Origin of the sequence: Maridesulfovibrio pacificus (SeqCode), assembly GCF_048612815.1 — a bacterium.
GTDB classification, from domain to species: domain Bacteria; phylum Desulfobacterota; class Desulfovibrionia; order Desulfovibrionales; family Desulfovibrionaceae; genus Maridesulfovibrio; species Maridesulfovibrio pacificus.
Genome location: NZ_JBLZNE010000001.1, coordinates 3580728 through 3604694 on the forward strand (window position 1 = coordinate 3580728; position 23967 = coordinate 3604694).

General features: G+C 48.6%; 22 protein-coding genes. 15 read left to right on the forward strand and 7 right to left on the reverse strand.

Annotation, left to right across the window (positions count from 1 at the left end; translation table 11 throughout):
• From ACNI23_RS16580 to ACNI23_RS16625, 10 genes are all read left to right on the forward strand, one after another.
• Window positions 1-714, forward strand: coding sequence for an ABC transporter ATP-binding protein (locus tag ACNI23_RS16580; RefSeq protein WP_420250361.1), 714 nt, complete (start codon window positions 1-3; stop codon window positions 712-714).
• A 173-nt stretch (window positions 715-887) separates the two neighbouring features.
• On the forward strand, window positions 888-1634 hold the full coding sequence (locus ACNI23_RS16585; protein WP_420250363.1) for a substrate-binding periplasmic protein: 747 nt from the start codon (window positions 888-890) through the stop codon (window positions 1632-1634).
• A 109-nt stretch (window positions 1635-1743) separates the two neighbouring features.
• Window positions 1744-1935 carry a ferredoxin gene (locus tag ACNI23_RS16590; protein WP_420250364.1) on the forward strand — a complete coding sequence of 64 codons (192 nt, stop codon included), beginning with the start codon at window positions 1744-1746 and terminating at the stop codon, window positions 1933-1935.
• Between the two features lie 161 nt (window positions 1936-2096).
• Window positions 2097-4190 carry a methyl-accepting chemotaxis protein gene (locus tag ACNI23_RS16595; protein WP_420250366.1) on the forward strand — a complete coding sequence of 698 codons (2094 nt, stop codon included), beginning with the start codon at window positions 2097-2099 and terminating at the stop codon, window positions 4188-4190.
• Window positions 4191-4532: 342 nt separating this feature from the next.
• Window positions 4533-5729, forward strand: a complete 1197-nt coding sequence (locus ACNI23_RS16600) for a hypothetical protein (RefSeq protein ID WP_420250368.1) — start codon at window positions 4533-4535, stop codon at window positions 5727-5729.
• A gap of 13 nt (window positions 5730-5742) precedes the next feature.
• On the forward strand, window positions 5743-5907 hold the full coding sequence (locus ACNI23_RS16605) for a hypothetical protein (protein ID WP_012765836.1): 165 nt from the start codon (window positions 5743-5745) through the stop codon (window positions 5905-5907).
• A 24-nt stretch (window positions 5908-5931) separates the two neighbouring features.
• Window positions 5932-6369 (forward strand): flagellar export protein FliJ, encoded by a 438-nt coding sequence (gene fliJ, locus ACNI23_RS16610; RefSeq protein WP_420250369.1) that lies wholly within the window; start codon window positions 5932-5934, stop codon window positions 6367-6369.
• The gene (locus ACNI23_RS16615; protein WP_420250371.1) at window positions 6293-6973 is read left to right on the forward strand and encodes a MotE family protein; all 681 of its coding nucleotides are present in this window, start codon (window positions 6293-6295) and stop codon (window positions 6971-6973) included. Before fliJ ends, ACNI23_RS16615 begins: the two co-directional genes overlap by 77 nt.
• Before the next feature lie 11 nt (window positions 6974-6984).
• Complete coding sequence (gene truA / locus ACNI23_RS16620; RefSeq protein ID WP_420250372.1) at window positions 6985-7800, forward strand: tRNA pseudouridine(38-40) synthase TruA; 816 nt, start codon at window positions 6985-6987, stop codon at window positions 7798-7800.
• Window positions 7721-9595 carry a hypothetical protein gene (locus ACNI23_RS16625; protein WP_420250374.1) on the forward strand — a complete coding sequence of 625 codons (1875 nt, stop codon included), beginning with the start codon at window positions 7721-7723 and terminating at the stop codon, window positions 9593-9595. The genes truA and ACNI23_RS16625 overlap by 80 nt, the downstream gene beginning before the upstream one ends.
• Here the strand turns inward: ACNI23_RS16625 and ACNI23_RS16630 are convergent, their stop codons facing one another.
• Complete coding sequence (locus tag ACNI23_RS16630) at window positions 9596-11557, reverse strand: FapA family protein (protein ID WP_420250375.1); 1962 nt, start codon at window positions 11555-11557, stop codon at window positions 9596-9598.
• Window positions 11558-11688: 131 nt separating this feature from the next.
• Window positions 11689-12933 (reverse strand): BPL-N domain-containing protein, encoded by a 1245-nt coding sequence (locus tag ACNI23_RS16635; protein ID WP_420250377.1) that lies wholly within the window; start codon window positions 12931-12933, stop codon window positions 11689-11691.
• A gap of 231 nt (window positions 12934-13164) precedes the next feature.
• On the opposite strand from ACNI23_RS16635, the gene ACNI23_RS16640 reads away from it, so the two are divergent.
• The 4 genes from ACNI23_RS16640 to ACNI23_RS16655 all read left to right on the forward strand — a co-directional run bounded on the left by ACNI23_RS16640 (window position 13165) and on the right by ACNI23_RS16655 (window position 18979).
• Window positions 13165-15819, forward strand: coding sequence for a valine--tRNA ligase (locus tag ACNI23_RS16640; RefSeq protein ID WP_420250378.1), 2655 nt, complete (start codon window positions 13165-13167; stop codon window positions 15817-15819).
• Between the two features lie 155 nt (window positions 15820-15974).
• On the forward strand, window positions 15975-17489 hold the full coding sequence (gene cobA, locus ACNI23_RS16645; protein WP_420250380.1) for a uroporphyrinogen-III C-methyltransferase: 1515 nt from the start codon (window positions 15975-15977) through the stop codon (window positions 17487-17489).
• Window positions 17490-17637: 148 nt separating this feature from the next.
• The gene (gene purN / locus ACNI23_RS16650) at window positions 17638-18312 is read left to right on the forward strand and encodes a phosphoribosylglycinamide formyltransferase (protein WP_420250382.1); all 675 of its coding nucleotides are present in this window, start codon (window positions 17638-17640) and stop codon (window positions 18310-18312) included.
• Window positions 18313-18472: 160 nt separating this feature from the next.
• Window positions 18473-18979 (forward strand): rhodanese-like domain-containing protein, encoded by a 507-nt coding sequence (locus ACNI23_RS16655; protein WP_420250384.1) that lies wholly within the window; start codon window positions 18473-18475, stop codon window positions 18977-18979.
• 55 nt (window positions 18980-19034) lie between these two features.
• On the opposite strand, the gene ACNI23_RS16660 is transcribed toward ACNI23_RS16655, so the two are convergent.
• From ACNI23_RS16660 to ACNI23_RS16680, 5 genes are all read right to left on the reverse strand, one after another.
• Window positions 19035-19943 (reverse strand): phosphotransferase, encoded by a 909-nt coding sequence (locus ACNI23_RS16660; protein ID WP_420250386.1) that lies wholly within the window; start codon window positions 19941-19943, stop codon window positions 19035-19037.
• A gap of 126 nt (window positions 19944-20069) precedes the next feature.
• Window positions 20070-20624 carry an AmmeMemoRadiSam system protein A gene (amrA, locus tag ACNI23_RS16665; RefSeq protein WP_420250388.1) on the reverse strand — a complete coding sequence of 185 codons (555 nt, stop codon included), beginning with the start codon at window positions 20622-20624 and terminating at the stop codon, window positions 20070-20072.
• A gap of 26 nt (window positions 20625-20650) precedes the next feature.
• On the reverse strand, window positions 20651-20896 hold the full coding sequence (locus tag ACNI23_RS16670) for a cysteine-rich small domain-containing protein (RefSeq protein WP_420250390.1): 246 nt from the start codon (window positions 20894-20896) through the stop codon (window positions 20651-20653).
• A 9-nt stretch (window positions 20897-20905) separates the two neighbouring features.
• Window positions 20906-23044, reverse strand: coding sequence for a SpoIIE family protein phosphatase (locus ACNI23_RS16675; protein ID WP_420250391.1), 2139 nt, complete (start codon window positions 23042-23044; stop codon window positions 20906-20908).
• A gap of 6 nt (window positions 23045-23050) precedes the next feature.
• Window positions 23051-23356 (reverse strand): DUF4389 domain-containing protein, encoded by a 306-nt coding sequence (locus tag ACNI23_RS16680; protein WP_420250392.1) that lies wholly within the window; start codon window positions 23354-23356, stop codon window positions 23051-23053.
• 253 nt (window positions 23357-23609) lie between these two features.
• Here ACNI23_RS16680 and ACNI23_RS16685 point away from each other — a divergent pair, with 253 nt between their 5' ends.
• Window positions 23610-23870 (forward strand): hypothetical protein, encoded by a 261-nt coding sequence (locus ACNI23_RS16685; RefSeq protein ID WP_420250393.1) that lies wholly within the window; start codon window positions 23610-23612, stop codon window positions 23868-23870.
• Window positions 23871-23967: the final 97 nt, after the last annotated feature.

A 23967-nucleotide genomic window follows, 5' to 3' on the forward strand; every position in this document is an offset into this window, starting at 1 on the left:
ATGTCAGAACCTATCTTAGAACTTCGTGATGTCCATGCGGGATATGGCAGTATCAAGGCCCTGAAAGGAATCAGTATCAAGGCTATGGAAGGGGAGATTGTTTCCATTATCGGTGCAAACGGTGCCGGGAAATCCACAACCCTGATGACTATCTGCAATATAGTCGAAGCCTCTGCCGGTGAGATTTACTACAAGGGCGAATGCATCAACAAGGTCGCATCAGATAACTTGCCTTCAATGGGGCTTTGTCAGGTTCCGGAGGGACGGCGTATCTTCCCTAGGCTGACTATTGAGGAAAACCTTGATATGGGTGCGTTCTTCCGCAACGATAATGAAATCGCCGACGATATGGAGCGTGTCTTTGCTATGTTCCCCATCCTGCGTGAAAGACGCAGGCAGGCAGGTGGAACTCTGTCCGGTGGTGAGCAGCAAATGCTGGCTATCGGACGCGCTCTGATGAGCCGTCCAAAAGTTCTGCTCTTGGATGAACCTTCACTTGGGCTGGCACCGCTTATCGTTAAGCAGATTTTTAATATCATCAATGAAATTAATAGACTTGGAACGACTATAATTCTTGTAGAGCAGAACGCAAAGGTTGCTCTCAGCATGGCTCATCGTGGCTATGTACTCGAAACCGGGAACGTGGTCATGGAAGATGAAGCTTCGAAGCTCCTTAATAATCCGGATATTCAGAAGGCATATCTCGGCGAATAGGGAATTCTTTTAAAGACTGTCTCAGGGCCCCCTGAATCAATGATTCCGGGGGCTTTTTGTTTTATGGGGCCGTAAATTAAAGACTTTAGACACGTTGTGATTGCTATGATATTATCCAATGCCGTCGTGTCTTAGCAACTGGTGAAGTCTTAGTCTTGTCAAGGTGGTGTAAATTGAACCAGATTCGAATGGTCAGTGTTGTTTTGATGGCGTTGATAATGTTCACTAATGGACGCGCTGTCGCGGCAGGGGAGGTTGTAACTGTCGCCACCGGAGAGTGGGCTCCGTATGTCTATGAAGAGGGTGGGGGTCGCGGGATCTGTGCCGATATTGTGAGGGCTTCTTTTGCAGCAGAAGGAATTAAAGCTGAATTTCGATTTTATCCCTGGAAAAGGGCTTTGCGGAGTCTAAAACAAGCAGGGGTGGATGGCTCTTTTCCATGGGTTAAACGTGATGAAAGAGAAGAATTATTTCTATACTCCGATCCTATTTACGAAATGAAAGCGTCTTTGTTTTACCTGAAAAAAAGATTTAAAGATCATTCCGACCTTTCTGGCGACGTTATAAAAAAATATTTGGTTGGAGTTCCTTTGGGTTACGAGTTGGGGCATGATTTAAAGCAAATGGGATATAGGTGTGAGCCGGTACCATGCCTCAGTAATGGGTTTGAAATGTTGCTTAAAGGGCGCATTGATTTCCTGCTGGAAAGTGATGATGTAGGTCGATATTTGATTAAAGAATCGTACTCCGGGCATATTTCGGATTTTGGTGAGATTGCAGCCCCATTACAACCAGAAAGTCTTCATCTGTTGCTTTGCAAGAAAAGTATGAATTCAAGATATCTACTGAATATGTTTAACGAGGGGCTGAAAAAGATAAAAGCGAGTGGAGAGTTCGCGAAGCTGATCGGAAAATATTAACTTGTTTTTACTATGAATCCGTAAGTAAAGCTTGCATTAAAGACAGTATTTGTGTTTAAATTGTTTTCAAAATAAAAGTATTTCTTATCCAAAGTCTTGGAGGCATGTCATGGCTAAAAAGGTAGTGATTGATCAGGATGAGTGCATTGGTTGCGAAACCTGTGTGGAGCTTTGCCCTGAAGTTTTTGCTCTGGATTCAGATGGAGAAAAGGCTGAAGTGATCAAAGAGGATGCTGTTGATCTTGAATGCGTACTTGAATCAATTGATACGTGTCCGGTCGAATGTATTTCTATTGAATAGGTTGAGTTCCAAAAAAAGTATTTCTGTTAAGGCGCCCTTGTGGGCGCCTTTTTTTTTGCAGTTGGGTGACTCTTTTTTGGATTAAATGGACAAGAAAGATATATTGTGGTTATTTTATAGTCTAATTGGGTTGTGCGGAATCTTTAAAGAAGGGTGCGTAAATGAAAATTAGAACTAGAATGATATTGGCCATTGTTTTGCCGATGATAATTTCGGTCGGAGTAGTGATGTTTACTGTTTCCATGCAGTTCGACAGTACCGCTGAAGATTCTTACAGGAAAACAGCCGGTCAGGAGTTGAAACTAATTAACAACTATATTGCCGAAATTTTAAAGAAGGCCGAAAACGTCAGCCGGTTTGTTGCCGGACTGGATGAGACGAAAAGCGCCATGGGCAGATGGACCAAATATTTTGAGCTTGATGGACCCAGCAAGCCTGCGCAGTATGCTACAGATCAAACCGAGATTATGGTTAATCGCCTTGCCAATGATCTGATGAAAGCTAACCCTGCTTTTGCATATGTGTACCTCGGTTTTGAAGATGGCGGTTATACTCAGGACGGCTCAGAGACACTGAAGAATAGTTATGACCCTCGTAAGCGTCCTTGGTACGAACAGGGCAAGAACTCTCCCAAAGAATCGACTCTTCTTTCTGCATATATGACTACCGAGGGCTTTCCGAATATCGGTATGGTTACCAAGATTAAAGATAAAAGCGGGAGCTTCATAGGTGTTTCCGCGGTAGATATTTCACTGGGCGACCTGACCAAGATTATCAATAATCTTAAAATCGGGGAAACGGGCTTTGTTGTGCTGGTTCAGGGTGATGGGACCATTTTGGCTGATCCCAAAACCCCGGATAATAATTTTAAAAAGATTGTTGAAGTTGATAATGCGGCTTTAAAGACAGCTTACCACTCTAAAACTAATTGGTTGGAATCTTTGGAATTCAATGGGGAAAAGTTCTCTGCCGAAGTTTTTCGTTCAAAAGAGACTGGCTGGAGCATGATCGCTTTTATTCCTCACGCAGAAATTTATGCTGCCTCCAAAGAGGCTAACCTGACCATGCTTACAATTGCTGCTGTGGCGGCGATTCTTTTCGGCTTGTTGGGAGCGTTTCTCGTCAATCATCAACTTGTCCGGCCTATCCACTCCATGGGTGAGTTTGCCAAGCAAATTGCCGGTGGTCACTATGAAGCCAAACCCGAGGACGTATCCTATAAGGCAGAACTTCGAGACCTGCTCAATAACCTGCAAGCTATGACCAGGGAATTGGTTAAAACAATTTCTCTTGCCGATGAAAAGACCCGGGAGGCTGAAGAGAAAACTCTGCAGGCCGAAGAGGCTTTAGCTGAAGCTGAAGAGGCTACCCACAGAGCTGAAACTGCAAAGCGTGATGGTATGTTGCAGGCTGCCGGGCAACTTGAGGAAATTGTAGAACGTATTTCGTCTTCTTCTACCCAGCTTTCAGCAAATATCGAAGAGTCGAGGGGTGGTTCGGCAATGCAGCGTGAACGTGCTGCGGAAAATGCCACGGCAATGGAGGAGATGAATGCCACTGTATTGGAAGTTGCAGCAAACGCCTCCAAAAGTTCCGAAGAAGCTGAGCGCGCTAGAAACGAAGCTGTCCATGGTTCCGAAATAGTAGATAAGGTTGTGAGTGCAGTCGGCAATCTCAAGACGGAATCAGAAAAGCTTGCTGCTGAAATGGGGCAACTGGGTGAGAAAGCAGAGTCCATCAGCAGTGTTATGAGTGTGATTACTGACATTGCGGACCAAACCAACCTGTTGGCCTTGAACGCAGCTATCGAGGCGGCGCGGGCAGGTGAAGCCGGGCGTGGTTTTGCCGTTGTTGCCGATGAAGTCCGTAAGCTGGCTGAAAAAACCGTGAGCGCCACTTCGGAAGTTGGTGGAGCTATCGGCTCCATTCAGCAGTCTTCAAGAAATTCGATCAATACCATGAACGAGACCAGTGAAATGGTCGATTCCACAACTACTCTGGTCAACGAAGCCGGGGATGCTTTGAAGTCTATTCTGGACATTATTGAATTGGTTGCGGAACAGGTAAGATCCATTGCTACTGCAGCGGAGCAGCAGAGTGCTGCATCTGAAGAGATTAATATGTCCACATCTGAAATCAACCGTATCGCGGATGAAAACTTTAATGCCATGGAGCAATCCGCAGATGCCATGAGTAATCTGGCCGAGCTCTCCAACATGCTCAATAATTTGATTGAGGAGCTGAAAAAGTCATAGCAATAGTAGATTCTTAATCAGAAACAAGGCCGGTGTGGTTTATTCTCCACACCGGCTTTTTTGTTGTTGACGAATTTTGGACAGTTGACCTTTTAAGGATGGGCTGGCAAATCCAGCTGAAACATGTATTCATCGTAAATTATATATAAACTTACAAAGGGTATTTATTTTGCTTATCGCAAATAAGGACCGTGACGGCTCTTAAAGGCGTAACGGTGCTGGCTCCCGTAAAAACGCTGAGCTTGCCAAGATGTGGATTAGTGCATAAATAGAGAGTACTGAAATCAGCTAAAAACCCATCGAATATAGATGGGAAGGTGAACAAAATATATGAAATTTATTATGAGTTCGAATTCTTTTCGGACATTATTCCGTGCGGTTGCCGTGGTTATGGTCGTCATGGTTCCTTTTCTTTTCATGGCAGCGGAAGGAGAGTGCTCTCTAGGTGACAAAGATAAAGACAAGAAAGTAACCCTTCCTAAGCAGGTTGATGCTGGCCTTGATTATCTTTTCGATTTTATGTCCGGCAGCGGAGCAGATCTCGATGCTTCCAAGATTGCTGGCCTGATCAAATATGTGGATGATACTCCCCCGACCGATAAAATAATCAAGTTGCCCAAACGTGACTCCGCAAATGGTGCGGCCATGCGTATGCAGGTTAACGCCGGGTTGAAGAGGATTCTCGAGTATACCTATAACCCCGAAATTCCTAACTACGCGATTTATCCTTCCGTTATTCGGGTTAGCGGATGGTCTCCTGACAGTCAGTTCTACACTGAAAAGGTTCAGCCTTGGAAATTTCTTGATGACTGCGCTACTCCTAAAGTCTGGCGCGGTAAGGAATTTGAAGTTAACACCCCGGATTCTTTTGGCGGTGCTTATTACCGCTATGATCTGAATCGGTTGTTAGTGCTTATGAAATATGAAGGCCGTGATGTATTTCTTTCCGTCTCCAAGCAGCTGGATAAGTCCAGCGTGGGTATGAAAGGGTTGGTTGTTGATGACAATCAGTGGAACTATTTCTACAGCGGTATTCCCGGCCTGACTTCAGGCGGCATGGGCTGGATGGATACTTTCATGTATGACTCCATGTCTGTGAATCTTTATATTCAGGACAAAAATAATCCTGAACAGACCGTAAGTTATCTGTTCAAGTGGCTGCGTGCCGGATGGGCAGGGCTGAATGTGGTTCGTCCCAAGCATATTTTTGAAGGCAGCCAGCGTTTCGGTCGTGCTTTTACCGCTTTGATGGAATCCGAGACTCTTCCCGAGCCGCAGGTATTCGCTGAAAAGGTCAGAGAAATCGAAGCCATGCCTGAGCAGGAAATGAATCATTATATTTCCGAGTATTCAAAGCAGGTTGAGGATTTTGCAGCCAAGCATCCGGTTTTGTCCGATAAATTCCCGGAAGTGTACGAGAACGGCAAGTACGCCGACAAGTTCACCCGCGAAGAGCGCATCGGCGTTCTTGTAAAGGAATACGTCAAGCAGGCCATGGGCAAGCAGTGTTTGATCTACGAAAAGGTCGTATCCAACTAGCAGAGAGGTGTTCATGCTCTATTCTGAAAATGAAGCTAAATTCAAATACTGTCCTTATCTTATGACCAGTGATGACAAAATGAAATTCTGTCAGGGAACCATGTGCATGATGTGGCGGTTTGCTGACGGAGATAAAGGGTATTGCGGACTGGCCGGGAAACCGGAAGAAAAGAAATAATCATCACAATGATCAATTCATAATATGCCCAAGCCTTTTGCATTCAAACTTGAAAAGGTTCTGGAGTTCAGGGAACAGGCGGAAGAGCAGGCTCGGCTTGCTCTTGCGGAAGCCCTGCGCCTGCATCAGGAGCAAAAGAAAAAACTTTGGGCTGTTGAAGAAACGATCGTTGCCCACCAGAAAAAGAAATACGACAGTCTTTCAGCCAATGACATGTGGCTCTGGCAGCAGTATGATTCGGCGCTCAAAGCGGATCTTCATGCCGCCCAGCTTCGCTTGAAACAGTTGGCCCTTAACTTGCAAAAATGTCGTGCAGAAGCTGTTAAAAAGTCAAAAGATCGTAAACTGCTCGAAAAGCTAAAAGAAAATCAGGCGAAGAAATATCATGAAGAAGAAAGTCTCAAAGAACAAAAAGAGTTCGACGAAATGGCAACAATTCGCTTCAAACCTGAAAATTTCTAAGATACTTGTCTGCCTGATTTTACTGGCATTTTTCAAACTTTCCTTGATCGGATCGTTGGGTTTTGATCTTACTGATCACCATAAGGATGTTAAGGAAGTTGTGGAAGCTGTGGTGGAAAGCAGCAATGTTGTACGTAGTGTTGTTACCCCCCCGCAGGCCATCGCCGCCGAAGCTAAGGAAAGTTCCAAGGCTGCACCGAAAGAAGCTGCCAAACCAGCCACTATGCCCGAGGCAGACTGGAAAGCTCTTAAGGCCAAGGAAGATGAATTAGCCCGCAAAGAACGCTCCCTGCGTACCCTCGAGCAGAATCTGGATAAAAAACTGGCCGAGCTGAACGACCTTGAAAAGCGGCTCAAGAAGATGATCGCTGATGCCGATGTTCTTAAGGATAAGAAGATCAAGCATCTGGTGGGCGTTTATACTGCCATGAAGGCTAAGCAGGCCGCACAGGTTATCGAATCGCTCGATACTGATCTCGCCGTCAAGATTTTGTCAGGCATGCGTGGCCGCAGTGCCGGGGCTATCCTTGGTTACGTGAGCCCCAAGAAAGCAGCCAAGCTTTCCGAAGAACTGACCAAGCTACAGACACCTCTGGAAGAATAAGTTTTTTAAAATTGCAAAGAATCAAACTCATCATAGCTTACGATGGCACCAATTTTTGCGGCTGGCAGTTGCAGCCCAGACTGCGCACTGTGCAGGGTGAGCTGGAAAAGTCTATAGCCCGTATTACCGATATCCCGGTACGGGTGCACGGTTCCGGGCGTACTGACAGCGGCGTGCATGCTTTGGGACAGGTTGCTCATTTTGATGTGGATAGCTGCTTTGCTTCAGTTAAGTGGCAACGGGCACTCAATTCCCTTCTTCCTGATGATGTGACCATTCTGGATGCACAGCCCGTCTCTTCCGAATTTCATTCCCGCTACAGCGCAATCCGTAAAACTTATACCTATACATTGTGGCTGGAAAATTCTTTTTTTCTACCGTGGCGCAGACATTATGTATGGAAATGCGGGCCTCTTGATTTTTCCGCCCTTGATCAGGGTATGGAATACTTTTTGGGCGAACATGATTTTTCCTCTTTCCAGAATACCGGGACTGAGATCAAGTCCACCATACGCACAATCCATGAATTTAAACGCTACCCCGGACAGACCGAACAGGAGATGATTCTGGAGGTCTGCGGTTCCGGCTTCCTGAAACAGATGGTTCGCAATATGGTTGGCTGCCTTGTTCGTATAGGGCGGGGTAAAGCCGAACCCGAAACTGTCCGATCATTATTACAGATAAAGGATAGAACTGCGGCCCCGGCTACAGCTCCTGCTCAGGGGTTATGTATGGCCGGTGTCTACTATGGAGAAACGGGTAGTGGCGGAACAGCTGACACTGGACGGAACCAAGCTCAGGATAGCGGAATCAACGGAGAAGTCTGATTCCCTGCAACAGGTATTCCCTGAATCGTACTGGGAAGACCGGTTCAACCGTGCCGCACTGAAAAATAAATATGAGCTCACAGCTCCTTCCGTGGCCATGGAGGTCCAATCCAAGGTCAAGTCCTTAAGTGAGACTCTTGCCGCCTTCCGTTGGCCGAATCAGGATTTTGCCTTTAGCAGTGCCCGTCTTGTGGTCAATGACCCATTTCTTGATAATAAAATTTCATCTTCCCTCACCCCTAAGAGCGATCTCCAACGCTACAACCGTTACTATTCCCGTGGTTTTACCGGGGAGGACCTGACAACTCTTGATCCCGGATATTACAAGTTTGACATGTCTCTGGGATACAACAAGAGCAGCATTAACCTGGATCTTTCCAGCAGTGTTTCTGAAGGGCAGGATTTACCTTGGGGACACATAAAGAATCAGCTTGTAGTCGAGATAACAAGTGACATGACTAATGATGAGGTCTTGGAAGCGGTTCGGGATGCGGTTAATGACAGTTCTCTTCCTGTTCAGGCCCGTATCATCAAGCAGAATGCTGTCGGTTCCAACCCGGATGATTTGTTGGGTACCGGGTCAGCATTGGCTTTCTCAGTGAATACGGCCTACGTGCTTACTGAAGGGAGTGAAGGTGTCGGTCCTGAAAACTTTGAAGCATTGAATAAGCTTTCTTTTGATGACACCAGCGGTCACCTGATCTCCCATTTAAAACTATATGCCACCGAGAAGCCTATCGGTCCGGCGCAAGAGGGGCTTTACAATCTTTCCAATGCCGTAGCCGGGGGGCCATCCCAGTTTTTAAGCAAGGCTTTTGATGTAAATGCCGGGACAACCCTGACAGCCGGGGACCATTCCATCGATTATACAATCGGCAGTGAGTCCGGGACGATCAATTTTCGTGTTGATTCAGGGGATGATTGGGATACTGTATTGACCCGCATTGCCAATGCAGCATCCTCGACTTCAGATAAGATCAATGCCGAAGTAGTGGACGCCAAGCTGGTTTCGCCTGTTTATACCGGGGACGATTATTATTTGATTGACGGTAAGGCCGTAAACATAACTGCAGTTAATCCCAAGATCGGTGAAAGGCTTGAGCTGGAACCCGGTTCCGGTCTTGGTGCGCTGGGTTTGAATGTTACTGCCCGGCCCGGGTCAGATGCTCAGATGACCATCAATGGTTTTACTGAAATCCGTGCCCCCGGTGAGTTTGCTTTGGATCGGGGCAGGGTAAAGGTGAACCTTGAGGGAGGCTTTGGTGGCAGCCTGCCGCTGCGGGTGATGGACGCAGTAACTGAGATGGAAAAGAATGTAGGGCTGATCACCGATGGCTATAATGATCTGCGTAAAGCCATTCTGCCTGCCGAGGACCTTTTTCGTGAGGGATTTGCCGATCTCTGGCGTAATCCGGTTACTGACAATAAGGTTGATCTGGAATGGATCGGACTAAAGGAGGCAGAAGAGGATAAACTGCTCTGGTTTGATTCCGATGCCTTTTACGATGCACTGCTGTCCGATCCTGATAAGGTCCGTGAGATGCTGGAAGACGAGGAGGACGGCCTGTTTACCCGCTGGCAGGATGTCAATGATGAGGTCATTGAAAACAAGGTCAGTTCATACTTAATCCCCGAAACATCCTTGCCCGGGCCGTGGTTGCCGGAACCTTCTCCGCGTACTGAACTGGAGCTGGAAGTTAAGCGTGAACTGGTAGATACTTTTGAAGACAGTTTTGATTTTGACCTTGATGATCCTGCTGATGACAGCGGAAGGCTAGTCTCCACCAAGGGCTGATTAAAATTTTGCAGCAATAATTGTCCGCTCGTCTGCATCAAAGCGGAATTTCATTCTTGGAGTTGGTTTCTTGATCTGCACGGTCTTACCGCCGATCTTGATCTCTACACCGGGATGAACTTTCCGGTGGACCCTGATGGAAAGCTTCTCAAGCGATTTGTAGTAGTTGTTAAGCTCTTGCGAGAGTTGTTTGCGAATGTCTTTAAGCTTGATCTTTATGCGTCCGCGCATCAACAGGATTTGTTTCATCTGTTCCCGCTTGGCAGCAGGGGTTGACCTGAGGATGGATTCATTATCCCCCTCACCGATAGCGGTATTAATCTTAAGCAACCGCTCTCGCAAATCATCTCGTTCCTTGACCAGCTTAGCGTTTACTTTTTGCTTGGCTGTTATATTAACAACAGTTTTGACCCCCATTTCAGAGCCTATCTCGTTGGCTTCAATGCCGATATGTGAAGCAATCACCCCTCCTTGGATGATCCCCTTTCCGCCCAGAGCGTTGATAGGTCCTTTGCAGCGGATGAGACAGTTGCTCATTTCATGCTTAATGATAATTTCATCGCCGCATTCGATGCGTGCATTGGAGGCAAACTGAGCTGTTATGACGCCTTCGGCTTTGATCAGTCCTTTACCGGACATAACCAGTCCGCCCTTGACTTCAATATCCCCGCCGGCTGTGACGTTGGCTCCTTCGATGGAGTCTGAGACAACCACATGGTCCGGGACTTCCACCGTGAAGCCTTCACGTATGGAGCCGTTTACATGGACCGATCCTTTTTCCAGCTTGATGTTTCCGGTTGAGTAATCAACATCTCCTTTGGTCTCCAGAACATCCTTTACAGCCAGTATGTTGTCCTGAAAATGGACGATTCCGGTGGAGGTGGCTTTATAGGTGATACCGTCGGGCAGGGGAGCTACATGTTCTCCGGTCTTTATTTCAAGGGTATTGCCGCCGGGAGGTGGAGTCAGTCGTCCAAAAACGTCTTCTCCCGCCTTGCCTTCAACGGGGGGATGGATTTTTCCGATAATGTCTCCGGGTGAGACCATGGGGTGGACTCCACGATCCTTGAAGTCTATACGGTCATCCTCTCCGGCTGTGCCGATGGAACTCGCAGAAATATCATCGCGGTCATATTCGAAATATCCGTCCCGGCCGGGAACCGGTTCAGTTCCGGTTACGATTACGGCTTTTTTAACAACTCCTGTCTCGCGGGCCTTCTTTATCGCCGTCTGGCCTGTGACATGTTGCAGCGGGCGGGAAACTCCCATTGACTGCAGAGTAGGTTCAAGTGCGCTTAGCTCGTACCTGAAACCGAAACAGTCGTGCGGATAGAGCTTGGTGGAAACCTTCATCAGGTCTTCTGAGACCTTGATAAGAGGTTCAACCCTTACCTGCTGCTCTTCGATTTTAACCAGCCCGTATGTCTCAGCAATGAGTCTTCCGTTTTCCGGGTTAAGAGTGCAGTTGCAAATCTCTGCGTCAGCGAGAGTAATCGGTGTGGGGGTATGGGTGTCGTCCGCCGGGATTGCTTCTCCGTCAAGGTTCTTACCGGGAGAAGCAGGGGTCGCTTTACTTAACTTTCCGAATTCCATCCCCGGTAGAACCGGGAAATCAAGGTCGGCGTCAGTTATGATCTGACCGTCTTCAGCATTTTGAGGATATTGGGCGCGCACAAGGGCAACGTTGAGGATGCTTTTGCCTTCTCCTGCACGTTTGAGGGCGAACATGGCTCCATCGTGGTCAAGCTCTCCGCCGATTCCTGAACGTTCCAGTTCGGCCTGCATCAATTCCAGAGAGAGCTGTTTCCCGTTGCCTTCTGCGGGAGTATAGGCAGAAATGAAAGCTGCCATTTTATCCGGGGTAACTTTGAATTCCAGCGCAGCATTACGGCTTTCAGCAATAGTCTCATCCCGTTTGTTGCGAAGGTCTGCTCCCCGTGCAGAAGTCGCTTGGTCAGTCATGAATCATATTACCCGTGTTTTTAGCGTATGCCGTTAAACCGGAATTGGAAAAATACTTATTTTCAAATTAACCTTATTATAGATTTAGTTAATGTTCAAATACTACTGATAGATACTTAATCGGCGTTTTTTTATATTGCTTTATGCATGGTCCAGACAAGTTCTTCCAGAATGGAAAGCAGCTTTGCGTAGATTCCACCAGCTCCGGGAGGAGGTCCGAACAGCCCGTTGCGTTGCTCTCGCAAAGCTTTTGGAAATATTGAATGAGGTTCTAAGGTGCGCATGGTCATGGCAAAACGTTCCGCAAGAAGATAGCCGGTAACGCCTTCTTCAAAGATGGACATGTACTTCATGAATTCATCTTTACATGATTTCCACATTTCAATGGAAGCATCATTTGGTTCCATTGAAGTTACTTTGCAGATAAGTGCATAAAGGCTGTTTAATGCTGCTCCGGGAATGCCTCTTCTCCAGCCGAGCAGCCAGGGATTGCGCCAGAAGAGCAGGAAGTGTCCCTGGCCGGTGGCGATGATTTGCTCCAGAGATTTACGCACGGAAACAAGGTCCGGGTCCTCCCAGTGGGTTGGCGTGTCAGCCAGTTCCCATGCCGGAAGGGTGGGGCGGTCTTGTGTCTCTTGCCCTAACATGCAGTCAAGGATGTGCGACAGCCAGATATTCGCCTGCGCGGAAGCAGGAGTCTCAAGGTGCGGGTAGCTTAATATGAATTTGCCTTTTCCAGTCTGTCCGCAAACAACGGCCGGACGGTCATGTAAAAATTCAGGAAGCAGGGAGATGCCGTACATATTATGCCAGTCGTTGAGAGTTCCTTCCGGCAGAGAGCTGATGCACAGGTCTGCCACCCAGAAATCATTTCCCGGTTCGCGATAGCGGCCAAGGGCGGTTGTGGAATCGCACTTGTTCGGGGAAAACTGTCCCGGCCACCAGACCGGAATCAGTGCGCTTTCACCGAGGCTGTCCGGAACCAGCGGGTTGGACTGGTCAAGCTTTACATTGATATGGCCACTTAAAAAATGATGCAGCCTGTTTTCAAAACCCTTGCGTTGCCAGCAGCTTAAGCACAGGCCTCCGGCCCCGGAAAGGCCCAGTCCGGCTCCGCCGCAAAAGCCGAGGTAGTTGCCGCCTTCACCGACATATTTCTGGATTTCAACTATGCCCGGCCCGCCGAGGTGCTTTGCCTTGCCCTTGGCCCAGCCGCCGGGGACGATAAGTGCTGCTGGAGGCTTGCCTGAAAGCAGTCCTTGCGCTATTTGATGCCCACGCACAAGTTCGTGGTCGATGTTCCATGCTTCAAGGGCTCTTTTGACCAGCAGCCCCCAGATGTGGGAGTCGTCCCATAATATATAGATACTTGACATGTTCGTGTCTCTTTATAAGTGTGTGTAGCGCAAGTTGACGAGGCGAGTGCTTTTGCTTTTAACCCCTGTCCCGTAAATACACGGAAATTCTGGGCAGGCAAAGTACATCTTTTTTAAAAAATATTATTATGAAACCAACTTAGCAAGCTGAAACGCAACGGGAAGCCGGGATACGGTGACCCGCTACGTATTTTTTTGCTTAAGAATTTATATTTGAACAGGAGTCCATACATGGCGGAATCAAACCTCCCCAAAGGTTACGAACCTTGGGATGTAGAAAAAAAGTGGCTTGACCACTGGGAAGAAAACAAGACCTTCACCCCCGATCCCGAAGCTGACGGCGATCCTTACTCCATCGTTATTCCGCCGCCAAACGTCACCGGTGTCCTGCACATGGGCCACGCTCTGAACATCACCCTTCAGGATATCCTCTGCCGTTACCAGCGTCAGCAGGGTAAGAACGTTCTCTGGGTTCCGGGCACTGACCACGCCGGTATCGCCACCCAGAACGTTGTTGAGCGTCAGCTCAAGACTGAAGGCAAGACCCGTGACGATCTCGGTCGTGAGAAATTCATCGAGCGCGTCTGGGAATGGAAGGAAGAAAAAGGCGGTCACATCCTTAAGCAGATTCGCCGTATGGGTGCATCCGTTGACTGGGACCGCGAATGCTTCACCTTTGACGAACAGCGTGCCAAGGCTGTTCGCAAGGTTTTCGTACAGCTTTACGAAGAAGGCCTCATTTACAAAGGCAATTACATCATCAACTGGTGTAACCGCTGCCACACCGCACTTGCGGACGACGAAGTAGAACATTCACCCAAACCGGGCCATTTCTACAACATCAAGTACAAGCTTTCCGACGGCTCCGGCGAACTGATCATTGCCACCACCCGTCCCGAAACCATGCTCGGCGATACCGCCATCTGCGTTAACCCCGAAGATGACCGCTTCAAGCACCTTATCGGCAAGACCGCTATCCTGCCCCTCGTAGGCCGCGAACTGCCCATCATCGGTGATTCCTACGTAGACATGGAATTCGGTACCGGTGCCCTGAAAGTTACTCCTGCTCATGACATGAATGACTGGGAACTCGGTCGCAAGCACAACCTCGAAGTTCTTGCTGTTTTCGACGAAGACGGCAACATCAATGAAAACGCTCCTGAAAAATATCAGGGCATGTTCAAGGACGACCTTCGTAAGGTAATCGTTGAGGACCTCAAAGCCGAAGGTTACCTCATCTCCATCGATGATCACGAACACTCTGTCGGTGAATGTTACCGCTGTAAGTCCGTCATCGAACCTCATGTTTCCGAACAGTGGTTTGTTGCTATGAAGCCTCTGGCTGAAAAAGCACGTGCCGCTGTTCCTTCCGAGACCAAGATTTTCCCCTCCAACTGGGAAAAGGTCTATTACGAATGGCTGGACAACATCCGCGACTGGTGCATCTCCCGTCAGATCTGGTGGGGACACCGTATCCCGGCATGGACCTGTGAAGAGTGCGGCGAACTCATTGTTGCCAATGAAGATCCCACCAAGTGCACCAAGTGCGGTTCTTCCAAGCTCATTCAGGAAGAAGACGTACTCGATACCTGGTTTTCTTCCGCTCTCTGGCCTTTCTCCACTCTGGGCTGGCCTGACGAGACACCGGAACTGGCCAAATACTACCCCACATCCGTGCTGATTACCGGATTTGACATCCTGTTCTTCTGGGTCGCACGTATGATGATGATGGGTATCCACTTTCAGGATCAGATTCCGTTCCACCATGTTTACATCCACGCTCTTGTTCGCGATGAACATGGTAAGAAGATGTCCAAGTCCACCGGTAACGTTATCGATCCGCTGGAAATGTCCGACAAGTACGGTACTGACGCCCTGCGTTTTACCCTGACTTCTTTTGCAGCCATGGGCCGCGATATCAAGCTTTCCGAGCAGCGCATTGAAGGCTACCGCCACTTTGTGAACAAGATCTGGAACTCCGCTCGTTTCGCGCTCATGAATCTCGACGGCAAGAAGCCCGAAGCAGCTCTCGAAGATGCATCCGGTCTCGCCAATGAGTGGATTCTGCACCGCCTCGAAGAAGTGAAGGATACCATGCGTGAAGCAGTGGAAGCCTATCGTTTCAACGAAGTTGCCCAGACCATGTACAAGTTCATCTGGAACGAGTTCTGCGACTGGTACCTTGAAATGATCAAGCCGGACCTTTACAGTGACGATGAATCCCGCAAGGGCGCAACCCTGAAGGTTCTCTGGACAGTTCTCTCCGAGACCATGGTCCTGCTGCATCCGGTAATGCCTTTCGTAACTCAGGAAGTCTGGTCCGTTCTGCCCGGTATTGAAAACGGCGACATTGCCACCGAAGCGTTCCCCGAAAAGCGTGACAACTGCCGCAACGCAGCAGCTGTTGAGCAGATGGAGCTTTTCCAAGGCATCGTTTCCGCAGTACGTAACATCCGTACCGAGCTGCTCATTGCTCCTTCCAAGAAGCTTGAGCTCATCGTGCGTACCGCAAATGACGAAACGACCGCACTGATCAACGACAACGCCGAGCTGATTAAGGCTCTTGCCCGTCTGGAATCCGTAACCGCAGGTCCTGACGCAGAAGGCCCCAGCGCTTCCGGTACCGCAGTTGTACAGGGTAACGAACTCTTCGTACCGCTGGCAGGCGCAGTTGACTTCGAGTCCGAGCTTGCCCGTCTTGATAAAGAGTTTGCCAAGCTGGACAAAGATCTCGTTGTGATAGAAAAGAAACTCTCCAACAAAGGTTTTGTCAGCAACGCTCCCGCAGAAGTTGTTGAAAAGGAAAAAGCCAAGCTGGAAGAGATCAACGATAAGAAAGCAAAGCTGACCGAGCTGAAAGACAGATTAGTCAGTGTAATGGAATAGATTATTAAAATGGGAGAGGCTTAAAAAAAGTCTCCCCCATTTAATAAAATTAAGTGGCGAAGCCCTATTAAAAAAGTTTGGGATTCTTAAACCCTTTTCAAAGGGTTTAAGGCCCCCGGCAGGGTCGCCGAAGGCATAAAAGAGAGGGTGGATATATGGGTTTGGTTTATCTTATTGGAGCTGGTCCCGGTGATCCCGGTCTGCTGACTGTTAAAGCTAAAGAAGTGCTGGAAACTGCAGATGTGCTTATCTACGATTATCTGGCAAACATCGAATTTCTGAACTACTGCAAAGCTGATTGCGAAATCCTTTACGTAGGTAAAAAAGGCGGCGACCACACCCTGCCGCAGGATAAGATCAACGAACTCATCGTTGAAAAAGCGCAGGAAGGCAAAGTTATCGCCCGTCTTAAAGGTGGCGACCCTTATGTTTTCGGTCGCGGCGGCGAAGAAGCTGAAGAGCTTGTTGAAGCCGGAATCGACTTTGAAGTCATCCCCGGTATCACCGCAGGAGTTGCCGCTCCCGCTTACGCAGGTATCCCGGTAACCCACCGTGATTTTACCACTTCCGTATGTTTCATCACCGGACACGAAGATCCTACCAAGGAAAAGACCGGTCATAACTGGGAAGTGTACGCCAAATCCACCAGTACCCTCGTTTTCTACATGGGCGTGAAAAATCTCCCCATGATCGCGGAGAACCTGATCAAGAACGGTCGTGATCCTGAGACCCCTGTTGCTCTCGTTCGCTGGGGAACCCGCTGTAACCAGCAGTCTTTCGTCTCCACCCTTGAAAACGTTGCCGAGGAAGCAAAAGAGCGCAAGTTCAAGGCTCCCTCCATCATCGTTGTCGGCGGTGTCTGCTCCCTGCATGACAAACTGGCATGGTTCGAGAAGAAGCCCCTGCTCGGCAAAGGCGTTGTGGTTACCCGTGCCCGTGAACAGGCCAGCGGCCTTGTTTCCACTCTCGGCAAGCTCGGTGCCTGTGTGTTCGAATTCCCGACCATCAACATTGAGCCTGTAGCTGATTACGCTGACGTTCAGGCTGAGATCAAAGCTCTTTCCAGCTGGGATTGGCTGATCTTCACTTCCGTGAACGGCGTTAAACATTTCTTCAACCAGATGGACGAAGCCGGTCTCGATGCCCGCGCATTTGCCGGACTCGAAATCGCTGCCATCGGCCCCGCAACTGCTGATGCACTGGTAGAAAGAGGCATCCGTCCTGATTTCATACCTGAGAAGTACGTTGCTGAAGGCGTTGTTGCCGGACTGCTCGAAAAGGGCATCAAAGGCAAGAAGGTTCTCATTCCCCGCGCCAAGATCGCTCGCGAAGTGCTGCCCGAAGAGCTGCGCAAGGCCGGAGCAGAAGTTAAAATCCTGCCCGTCTACGAGACCGGACTTTCCGAGAATGATCCCGGCCCCATCGCCGAGGCCCTCGAAGCAGGGAAGATCGATTACCTGACTTTCACCAGCTCCAGCACTGTTGAGAACTTCTTCAACCTCATTGAGCCGGAAGTTTTCCACAAGTACAAAGACAGCGTGAAAATCGCCTGTATCGGGCCCATTACCGCCAAGACCCTCGAAGGGTTCGGTTATGAGCCGGATATTCAGCCCGAAGATTACACCATACCCGCACTGGTAGATGTTCTGGTGCAGGAAGTTTCCGAGTAATTACCAAAAGGAGGACCTACGCGGTCCTCCTTTTTTTTAATGCCTCCGGCGGCTTAAACCCTTTTGGGAAAAGGGTTTAAGAATCCCAAAACTTATTAGTTGGCTTCGCCCCTTCGGGGTTACAACTTGCTAGCGCAGGAGTAATGCCTTGAGCCTACCAATTGCCGTACTTATTTCTGGTGGCGGATCAAATTTACAATCCATTATTGAAAAGATGGAAGACAACATCCTTGATGTGGACATCAGGATGGTTCTTTCCAATAAAGCGGATGCCTACGGCCTGAAACGTGCCGAAGCTTACGGTATCCCGACTGCTGCCTTGAGTCATAAGGATTTCGGTTCCCGCGAGGAATTCGATACTGAGATGGTGCGAATTCTCAAGGAAGCCGGAGTCGAAGCCGTGATCATGGCGGGCTTTATGCGCATTATTACTCTGGTATTTTTGAATGCATTCCCCGGTAAGATAATCAATATCCATCCGGCAATTCTGCCCAGCTTCCCCGGTGTGGACGGGCAGGGCGATGCCGCTAAATACGGCGTACGACTGGCGGGTTGCACCGTTCATTTTGTGGATGAAAAGATGGACCACGGTGCTGTTATCATTCAGGCTGCGGTCCCTGCTTATCCCGGCGAAGATGAAGACGATTTGCGCAAGCGTATTCTGAAGCAGGAACACCGTATCCTTCCGCAGGCCACTCAGTGGTTGGCACAAGGACGTCTTTCTATGGAGGACCGTTTTGTAAAGCTGGCAGAGGCTGATGTGGAGCTGGCGGAGCGGGATACAATGAGTCTTGTTAACCCGCCGTTGGAGAAAGGTTTTTAGTTTCTATTAGCATTTGCTTTGATATAACTTTCAAGCGGCCCATGGAAATTCTCATTTCCATGGGCCGTTTTGTTGTCTTCAGACTCTATTCTAGGGTATTTTGTTTGTGCAGTGTCTTTCTTGATCAGTAATCTGTCTGTAACCACGTAAGGAGAGGTTTATGAAAAAGTATACGCTGGCTTCATTGTTTTTCATCGCGTTTGTTTTGATTCTTGGCGGCAGTGCCTCGGCGAAAGAGGCGATTGATGCGATCAAGGCTAATGTAAAAAAACGCACAGAACAGGTGCAGAAAGAAGTCCCGTCAATTTCGGTTCAGGATTTCAAAAAAATGCTGGATGAAGGGCAGGTCTTTGCGGAAATTATCGATGTGCGCGGTGCGGATGAATATGCTGCCGGACATCTTGCTGATGCCATCAACATCCCGCGCGGAAAAGCTGAATGGGTTGTACCCAAGAAGATAACCGATCCCGGACAGAAAATTTATGTATACTGCAAGACAGGTGCTCGCGGGGCTCATGTTGTCAAGATGCTTAAGGAGATAGGCTATAAGGATGTGACCAATGTGAAAGGTGGGTTCAAGGCTTGGGCCAGTGCAGGCTATCCATTCTACAACATGCATGGAGAGAATGTGATTGTTAAGGATGGATTTGGTAAAACGCCAGAGTAGAGATATTTTCAGAAAAAGAAGAGGGGAGCGCAATGATTGCGTTCCCCTTTAATTTTTAACCCATAACCGCCAGTATAAGTTCCATAAATTCAAGTTCCATCTCAATCATCTCACTATCCTTCTTGCGCAGCCATTCGGAAAGCCATGCAAAGCGTAAGGAAGGGATGTAGGCGGGCAGTGATTCGTAACTGTCGTCGCTGATGTCGGTATTGTCGTAGAGTCCGTCCATGAAGGCAGGGATCAGACCTTCACCCAGTGCGCCTGGATTTTCAAAGGCCACGCAGCCGATCATGTTTGCAACGTCATAAATTTCAGGGCGCATACCGGAGAATTCCCAGTCAATCACCGCACCGATTGTTTTGCCTTTCCAAAGCACATTCAGGGGGTGGAAATCACCGTGACAGAATGCCTTGGGCAGTTTCGTGAACTTTTCCATCTTTGGGAACAATCGGGCGCAGATCGGCTCCAGCCGTTTGTAAATGGTCGGTTCCCGGTCTTTTACTGTTTCGGCAAGTTCCCGGGCATAATTGATCAGAGCAAAAGATTGGTCCTGACCTTTCATTTCTTTACCCTTGGTATGTTCACGCAGTTGGGTAATGAATTTCGCCAGCTCTGTGCCTCTCTCGGCATCGAAAACATATTCCGGGCGTGGCAGTTCGTCCGATTCATAAAATGGCGAGAGCTGCCAAGGGAAGCCCATTACTTCGGCAATGACCTGTCCGTCTTTGGTCTCCTGATAGGGAAGCAGCCAGTCCATACCTGATTTCTGCAAGGTCAGCAGGTTCTCGGCAATCGCGGTCCGTTTTTCAACCTGTGTTCCGGCAATACGCTCCATGAGCCAGAGTCGGTTATTACTATCTTCAATCACCGAGCGCGAAACAGCACGTTCAGGGCTGCCGGGAATATTCTTGTCGTTATGTCTTTCAAGGGTTTCAAGACCCCAAGGGGATAAAGCATCGATCACAGCACATCCTCATCTGCAAGGCGGCGAAGCCCTAATAAAAGTTTTGGAAGAGTCCAGAGAAACTTTTTCCAAAAAGTTTCTTTGGCCGCCGGAGGCAAAATCTTTTAACCAAAAGCGCGAAGCGCCTCAGAATACTTCAGCCTCGAACCAGAAAATATTGGTCTCCGGGTCTTTCCATGCATCCGCTTCCATGCCTGCTTTGTGGCAGGTCTGAGCTAGGAATTCTTCACGGTTCCATTTCCAGTCAACTGCGACTTGCGGGAGCAGCAGCCCGGACTGCATGCCGCGCTGCATGATCAGGCCATGCCTGCCGATAACGATCTGTTCGGGATCTTTGCAGACATCAATGGGGCTGAGGATTGAAATCTCGATTTCGATTTCTTTGAATTCAGATGCATTCAGAGGCGGAAAACGGGGATCTTCAAAGGCGGCAGCGCGGGCCATTTTCCAAATAGTTTTGTAGAGTGGTCCGGTTCCCTGTACGTTACCGATACAGCCGCGCAAATGGCCGTTCTTGTTCAGGGTCACGAAAGCACCGTAATTTTCACTCAGATGCTGGGTTACAGGCTCAGGTATCGGCTCTTCCTGCTTGCTTAGTCGGCAGAGAATGGATTTGCGGACCAGAGCTTTGAGGTACTTTTTTTCTTCCTGAGTAAGGGTGAAGCTGAAATTATCTGACATAATATCTCCCATATGCTTTTGGGGGCTTAGCGCTCATTCGCTTCTTTTAATTTTTTGATGATGTAATCGTAACCTTCGGGGCGATGCGGAATCTTGCAATCCGTACAATCCTTGATGCCTTTTGAGGTCATTTTAAAGCGTCCTCCGCAATCTTCTACCAGATATAGCGGACAGAAACAGAATAGACAGTTGAAAGATGTCTCATCGCTGACCTGATGGCAGGGGAAGTAGCGGCAATCTATATTTCTAAAAAAACGGTGGCTGTTTTCCATGATTATCCTTTAATTCGGCTTAATAAATTCATTAACTTTGATGATCACCAGCGTGATGTCGTCTTCCTGCTCCATGCCGTTTTGGAATTTATAGACCTCGGCAATGATCTCCTGCTGGATTTCTGCGGCACTGCGCTTGGCATTTTCGAAGATGATCCGGTCGAGGCGATCACGCCCGAACATTTCATCCTTTGTATTGCGCGCTTCCCAGATACCGTCGGTTCCGATGAAGATGATTTCCCCTTCGTTTAAATCTACATCAAATTCATTGTATTCGGCTTCGTCAAAGATGCCGAGAGCCAGCATCGGTGAACCCATCAGGTCACGCTTTTCGCCATTGGCAGGATTGTAGATGGTAGCAGGATCATGTCCGGCGCGAACGTATGTTGCTGCTGAATTGTCCGGGGAGATTTCGAGGCAGAACAAGGTCATGAAACGTCCGGTATCGCCGATGTCGGAGCAAAGCAGTTTGTTGACTTCCTCGATACGATTTTCCAGCGATTCCATGTGACTGGATGCGTGTTTCAGGTGTGCTCGTCCTGTGGTCATGAGCAGGGCCGCTGATACGCCGTGCCCTGTAACATCGCCGAGCAGGATTCCGGTCCCCCCGTTTGCGGGAGGGGTGTAGAAATCGAAATAATCCCCGCCGGTTTCATCGCATGAAATACTGGTCCCGGATATATCAAGACCACTGGCCTGCGGTGGCTCCTGCGGAAGCAGGCTGGTGTGTACTTCCTGCGCCAGTTCCATTGATTTGCTGATCCGCAGGTGGTCCTGCAACTTGGGGATCATGTGGTTGAATGCATTGGCGAGGGTTTCCCTTTCATCACCGGTTTTGACATCAACATGTACTGAGAAGTCACCTTCGGAGATTTTCTCAGCTGCATCGGTCATTACCAGCAGAGGCTTAATGACCTTGCGGCTACCTATAAAAGCAACCAGTCCTACGGTGACCAGAGTGAGGAATGCTGCAGCTCCAACAGCTACATACAGGTTTTTGCTTAAATTCAGGGCCTGATTTGCGGCTCTGTCCGGCACTCTGGTGATGATCCGTTCCGGCGTGATCAGTACGTAACTGCCCTCGCCGCGGAAGGGTGCGAAAGCCCATACCGATTCAATTCCGTTATAGGGCATGCGCATAACGCCTGATTCGCCTTTGGCAATGGAGTTGATCAGTCCGTTCAATGAGTCTTTTGCAGATGACTGCAGGTAGCGAACTTCATTCGGCAGTCCTGCCATCCATGCCATGTTGGTCTCTTTGTGTCCGGCTTCGGCCCAGATGCGCAGCCCAAATCCATCCTCAGTTTTAACCGGACCGACCACAAAAGCCTGAATGGCACTGGACCATTGGGATTTCAGGTCTTCCTTACGCAGAAGCTCCACCAGCTGGATGTCGATGGCTACAACTCCGATGGTTTTCCCTCTTCGGTTGCGGATAGGCTTGGATAACGTGTAGACCTGCTGTCCGGTGCTGGCATCAATAAATTTATCCCAGACAATTACTCCATGTTCCACAGCTTTGGTGAACCATGGCCTTTCACGCGGATCAAAGTTGGGGGGATAGTTGCCGTGCCCGGGATAGGCCATGTACAGGCCGGAGTTTAAAGTGATGTATACTCGGTGCAGAGCTGTTCCGGCCTGATTGAAAAATGTTTTTAAATCGGGCTTGAGCAGACACAGGCGGGCAAGGTCTTTTTTGCTTTTTAGCTTTTCCTTGCCTCCCGGATAGAAGAAGACAGGTTCTTCCAGACTGATTGAGGAGGGAGTCTTCTGGCCGACTTCACTAACTACAAAATATTGGGGCGATGGCCCGAAGTCGGCAGGTTGTTGTCCTTCGGTGTTGAAATCTTCGGAAAAATAAACTTTAGGAGGGTTTCCGACTGGGTCATTGAGCACATCTTCGGCTTCCGCACCAATGGCTTTCAGTGCGAATTCGAGAGATACGGCCTGTTGCTGAACCAGCTTGGCTGAGTCCTTTGCGGATTGGTGCATTTCATCTGTCAGGATTTTGATCATATCCGCACGCAGGTTGTCGGACTGGATCTGTCCGAGTTCCTGAATCCCCTGCCGGCTGATAGCGGAAAGCACCAACAGGGGGATAAGGCTGAAGGTAAGCAGCAGCGCAAATAGTTTAATTCGTATGCTCATATTGATTTATGAAAAGTCTATGTCTGAAGAAGACGGTGTTTTCTTGGATTCAGCAGGGAAATCAGAAAAAGGAAATGGCCTTACATTGCTGTTCAACGTGGCATATTTCAGTAGAGAAAATGCGTAGTTGCTCAGCCTGTCGGCGAATTCGCGTAGTGGAGTAAGATGGCTGCCTGTGATGAGCAGGAAGGCGTATTGTACGAAAATTATTGCATAAGCCAATATCCGGACCAGCTCAAAAGCGACGATGCAGACAATGGTTCTTAAAAATCTTTTTCCTATTGCTATGCGATCTTGCGCAGCGTTGTTCATGTAATTCTCCGTCATGAGTGTAGCGGCTATATAATTAAAAGTGAAAATATGTCGCTTCGGTTATTTTGTTCTGCTATAATAAAAGAGACTTCCGCAATTATTACCGCTTGTTTTGCTTTTCATTGTATATGCTTTATTGCCGGACGGCAACGAAGGATTGGAAATTGCATCAGAACTTGTAGCAGGAGTGGATGTGCCGGAAATCCGGCATTAACAGGAATGAATAGTTTTGATAAGACTTCGGAGGTGGCCCATGAACACCGCATTGCTGGAAGAACTGCTTAGGAAGAAGGCTCAGCGTCTGCAACGGCAGGGTTTAACTGTTTCTGAAGCTATTGACCGTGCCGGAGATGAAATTTTTGATTGCATGGCCGGAAGCGGCGGACATGGTTCCCGTTTCTGTTTGCGCATGGTTCTAAACGGAGCCAAAAGGCGGGTCAGTCCGGAAATATGCGCCTGCTCTGCTTCGGAGGGGGACAAAAGAGGGTCACTGATAAGATGTGCAGGGATGTAAATTTAATATATTCCGGTTCGCACATGCAATGAAGGCTGAATAAGAATTTAAAAGATAAACCGGGATATGAATGTTTACGCTACCTGATTTAGCGGCT